The sequence below is a fragment of the Desulfofundulus sp. genome, from assembly GCF_049701015.1.
Lineage (GTDB): Bacteria > Bacillota > Desulfotomaculia > Desulfotomaculales > Desulfovirgulaceae > Desulfofundulus.
The window spans coordinates 1-5025 of record NZ_JBNATZ010000182.1 but is presented as its reverse complement, the minus strand read 5'-3'; the positions used below and the strand labels follow the sequence as shown (position 1 = coordinate 5025).

General features: G+C 61.4%; 4 protein-coding genes. All 4 read left to right on the top strand.

Annotation, left to right across the window (positions count from 1 at the left end):
* A partial coding sequence (locus tag ACPLUI_RS10750) for a class I tRNA ligase family protein (protein WP_424660261.1) occupies nt 1–980 on the top strand: 980 nt, incomplete at its 5' end.
* A gap of 106 nt (nt 981–1086) precedes the next feature.
* The gene (gene lpdA, locus ACPLUI_RS10745) at nt 1087–2466 is read left to right on the top strand and encodes a dihydrolipoyl dehydrogenase (protein ID WP_424660260.1); all 1380 of its coding nucleotides are present in this window, start codon (nt 1087–1089) and stop codon (nt 2464–2466) included.
* A 100-nt stretch (nt 2467–2566) separates the two neighbouring features.
* Nucleotides 2567–3484 (top strand): radical SAM protein, encoded by a 918-nt coding sequence (locus ACPLUI_RS10740; protein ID WP_424660259.1) that lies wholly within the window; start codon nt 2567–2569, stop codon nt 3482–3484.
* A gap of 44 nt (nt 3485–3528) precedes the next feature.
* A complete protein-coding gene (locus ACPLUI_RS10735) occupies nt 3529–4482 on the top strand; it encodes a radical SAM protein (RefSeq protein ID WP_424660258.1) in 954 nt (317 codons plus the stop codon).
* Nucleotides 4483–5025: the final 543 nt, after the last annotated feature.

The window sequence follows — 5025 nt, the reverse complement described above, 5'->3', positions numbered from 1 at the left end:
TGTGTTCCTCCTGGTACTACTACCGCTACACCAGTCCCCGGGACGACAGGCAGCCCTGTGACCGGGCCAGGGTGGACTACTGGTTGCCTGTAGACCAGTACATCGGCGGTGTGGAACACGCCATTTTACATCTCCTGTATTCCCGTTTCTTCACCAAGGTGCTCTATGACCTGGGACTGGTGGGCATTCAGGAACCTTTCACCAACCTGTTAACCCAGGGCATGGTGCTGAAAGACGGTGCCAAGATGTCCAAGTCTAAGGGGAATGTGGTGAGTCCGGAGGAGATTGTGGCCAGGTACGGGGCCGATACCGCCCGTCTTTTCATCCTCTTCGCCGCGCCTCCCGAGCGGGACCTGGAATGGAGTGACCAGGGGGTGGAAGGCTGCTACCGGTTCCTCAACCGGGTCTGGCGCCTGGTCACTTCCGTGGCCGATGGGTTGCTGGAGGCACCTCCAAGACCGGCGGGTAAACTGGTGGGAGTTAACCGCCACATGCACAGGCTCACACACCTGACCATTAAAAAGGTCACCGAAGATATCGGCAACCGGTTTAACTTCAACACTGCCGTCAGCGCCATCATGGAGCTGGTGAACGCCCTGTACCAGTACAAAGAGGTGCCGGAAACCGACCGTGACCCGGCAGTTTTGCGGGAGGGGATCGAACACCTGCTGATCCTGCTGGCCCCCTTTGCCCCCCATATTACCGAAGAGCTTTGGGAAGCCACCGGCCACAGGGAGAGCATCCACAAACAGCCCTGGCCCGCCTACGATCCAGAGGCTATTGTGGAAGACGAGATCACCATTGTGGTGCAGGTGAACGGCCGGGTACGTGAGAGGGTCCTGGTTCCCGCTGGTATCAGCCCGGCTGAAATGCAGGAAGTGGTGCTGGCCCAGCCCCGGGTGCAGAAACTGTTGGAGGGCAAGCAGATAGTGAAGGTCATCCCCGTGCCGGGGAAACTGGTGAACATCGTGGTGAAATAAATTACGGGGCCGCCCGGTGCAGTAAGCCGGCGGCCCTTCTTGCGGGCTGTCGTCCGGCGTTTCCCCCGACCTTTTTGCAGAAATCATGCAAAACGAGGTGGTCTGTATGCGTTACAAAATTGTCGTAGTCGGTGGAGGTCCCGGAGGTTATGTGGCGGCCATCCGGGCGGCCCAGCTGGGTGCCCGGGTGGCGCTGGTGGAAAAGGAGGAACTGGGGGGGACCTGCCTGAACCGGGGCTGTATTCCCACCAAGGTGCTGGCTGCTGCTGCCGGGATCCTGGACAGCATAAAGAGGGCCGGCGAGTTCGGCATCTCCACCGGGACGGTGGAGGTGGACATGGCCGCCCTGATAGAGCGCAAGCGGCAGGTTGTTAAGCGGCTTGCTTCCGGTATCCAGTTTTTGCTGCAGAAGAACAAGGTGGAGCTGGTACGCGGGACGGCCGTGCTGACATCGCCGCGCACGGTTAAAGTAAGCCTGCCCGATGGCACTGAGCGGGAATTGGAGGCGGAGAATATTGTCCTGGCCACGGGTTCCAGCCCGGCGCTCATCAAGAGCCTGGGGTATGACGGCCGGCAGGTGATCACCTCCGACGAGGCATTAGACCTCACGTCGGTTCCGGGCAGGTTGCTCATTATCGGCGGAGGTGTGGTGGGATGCGAGTTTGCTTCCATATTTGCCGCGCTCGGGAGTAAAGTTACCGTGGTGGAGATGATGCCCACCATCCTGCCAAATGTGGATAAGGAAGTTTCCCGGTACATACAGGGCGTTTTCAAACGCCGGGGGATCACCGTCAAGACGGGGGCCGGCATCAAGACTGTCCGGAAGGATGCCGGTGAAGTGGTGGCCGGGCTGGAAAGCGGTGAGGAAATTGCCGCCGACCTGGTCCTCATCTCCGTCGGTCGTGTCCTGAATACCGGCGGACTGGGGCTGGCGGAAGTGGGTGTAGCCCTGGGGGAACGGGGCGAGGTGCTGGTGAATGAGCGCATGGAAACCTCGGTTCCGGGTATCTACGCCGTGGGAGACATTACAGGTAAGATCCAGCTGGCCCACATGGCTTCCGCTCAGGGGCTGGTGGCCGTGCACAACATTATGGGCAGTTCCAGGATTATGGACTACCGGGTGGTACCGTCCTGTATCTTCACCAGCCCCGAAGTGGGGGTGGTGGGCCTGACCGCCGACGAGGCCAGGGCCCGGGGATACGCTGTCAAAACGGCCAAATTCCCCATGATGGCCTGCGGGAAGGCACAGGCCATGGGGGAAACGGAGGGTTTCGTGAAGATGGTGGCCGACGCCCAAACCGACCGCCTTCTGGGCGTGCACATAGTGGGCCCCCATGCTTCCGACCTGGTGGCCGAAGCAGCTCTGGCTCTGGAGGCGGATATGACGGCCGCGCGGCTGGCACAGGTCATACACGCCCACCCCACCCTGGCGGAGGCTGTCCTTGAAGCGGCGGAAGGTATCCACGGGCTCAGCATTCACGCTTGACCTGCGTTTGTCCGGGTGTTCAGCCGTGCCGGGATTGAACAGGTACCGGGATTTGAACGGTTGCTGAACGCCTCAAAATTTGCAACAATAGCAAGAGAGATTGGAAGGAAAGCCGGGGGTGATGTTTGTGGCCGGGGGCGGCAGACTTCCTCTGGAGCGTTTGCTCGAAGAGGCCTGGCAGGTGCGCTGCCGGAACTTCGACCACCGGGTGGAGTTCGTGCGGCCCACAGCCACCCGGGCGGTGAGTGTTACCGGCACCGCCTGTGCTCTGAATTGCGCCCACTGCGGGGGCCACTTTTTACGGGGGATGCTGCCGCTGACCCGGCTCATGGAGCGCTGGCAAAAAGGCGAAGAGCTCCCCTGGAGCAGCTTGCTCATTTCGGGTGGCTGCGACCCTGAAGGGGTGGTGCCTGTGACCAGCCACCTGGGCCAGCTGCGGGAACTGGCGGCCCGCTTTAAACTGAACCTGCACCCGGGTCTGGTGGACGGGGAAGCGGCCCGGTGCATCGGTCAGGTGGCCAGCGCGGTTTCCTTCGATTTTATCCTGGATGGGGATACCATTGCAGAGGTTCTGGGGCTCCCCTACGGCCCACAGGATTACCTGCGGGTCTACCGTCACCTCAGGCGTTATAACCGGGTTTTCCCCCACCTGGTGGTGGGGCTAAGGGGCGGCCGGCTCTCCGGGGAGTACCGGGTGCTGGAAGCGCTGGTTGAACTGGGGGCGGAGGCCCTGGTGGTGATTGTATTTTTCCCGGTACCCGGCACTGCCTACGGGGGATGTCAGCCCCCCACCCTGGAAGAGGTGGCGCGCCTTCTGGCTACCGCCCGGATCATGCTCCCCCGGATGCCCATCTACCTGGGATGCATGCGCCCGGCGGGGAGTTACCGGGCCCGGCTGGATGCCCTGGCGGTGAAGGCGGGGGTGAACCGGCTGGTGCTGCCCGCCCCGCCGGCCCTGGAACTGGCCCGGGAGCTGGGCCTTGAGGTGGGCTGGCGCTGGGAATGCTGCGTTTTATGATTTACGGGGCCGGCCGGCTCCTCCTTGTTTTGGGGTGATGAAGTTTGTACTGGTATGTTTCCGAAGGAACGGCGGCGGTGCTGGGCCTTCTCCCTGTACGGCCGGACGTGGCGCCCACCACCGCCTATTTTATGACCGGGGAACATTGCGCCCGGGACTGCGCCTTCTGTGCCCAGGCCCGCTCCAGCCGGGGGCGTGCCCACCGCCTTTCCCGGGTGGTGTGGCCCCCCTTTCCCGCCGGGGAGGTCCTGCCCCGCCTGGGGGACGCCTACCGCGCCGGGCGGGTACGCCGGGCCTGCTTTCAGGTGGTTCACCAGGGGGATTACCTCCAGCGGGTCCGGCAGGCCATTGCCGAAGTGCGCAGGGAGGTGGACATCCCCCTGTGCGTTTCCATTGGCCTGCGCGCGGTGGAGCAGGTGCAGGAACTGCTGGACGCAGGGGTGGATGTGGTAGGCCTGCCCCTGGATGCGGCTACCCCTCAGCTCTACCGGGATGTCAAGGGCGGCAGCTGGGAGCGGCACCTCCGCTTGCTGCAGGAAGCGGCGGCACGGTTCCCGGGCCGGGTGGGGACCCACTTAATCATCGGCCTGGGCGAGAGTGAGGAAGAGGCCATACGGCTAATTGGAGAGATTGAAGCCCGGGGGATAGGTGTCGCCCTCTTTGCCTTTACCCCGCTGCCCGGTACCAGGCTGGAGCACCACCGGCCTCCCGACCTGAGGACCTACCGGCGGGTCCAGGCGGCCCACTACCTCTTCAAGCGGGGCCTGGTGAATCCGGACGGGATGAAATTTAAGGACGGGAGGCTCGTGGACTGGGGCATCTCCCGGGAGGAGCTTGCCTTTCACCTGGCGGACGGTGAGGCTTTCCGCACCACGGGCTGCCCGGACTGCAACCGGCCCTACTACAACGAGCGGCCCGGGAAAACCCCCTACAACTACCCCCGTCCCCTCAAACCCCGGGAAGCCGCTGAAGCGGTGGGGCTTGTGGTGGGGGACTAATTTAAAAATATTTCTAAAGCAAAAGTTTGACGTCAACTTGGTTCACTCTTAGCGGGGAGAAATTCATACATATCGGCCTCTCATGTAGTTATGCCAGTAGGGTGGTAAATGTCTCGCATGCATTTCGCTTTTAGTGATATAATTGATCCATCCAAGGAACAACGAACCGCTGATGCTTAAAAAATCTGAACCAGTTATTTTTTCGCAAATGCAGGGGGGTAGAATGCAAAAAGAGGATTTTCGAAAATTTCGGTGCTGGCCGGGATCACCTGATATGGTAAAAGACCAGGATTATCAAGGGATGCGAGGTTTCGCCCGCGGTCGGTTACAACCACTGACCCGACGACAAGGGGACTGAAAGATAGAATCTATACTTGTTCCCGCTGCGGGGAGCGAACGTTACAACCACTGACCCGACGACAAGGGGACTGAAAGGGTAACGTAGTATGGGAATGGGAGATTGTTGAATATCGTTACAACCACTGACCCGACGACAAGGGGACTGAAAGGTACCTGGGTCACCGGGGGAACGAGTGTTTGTCA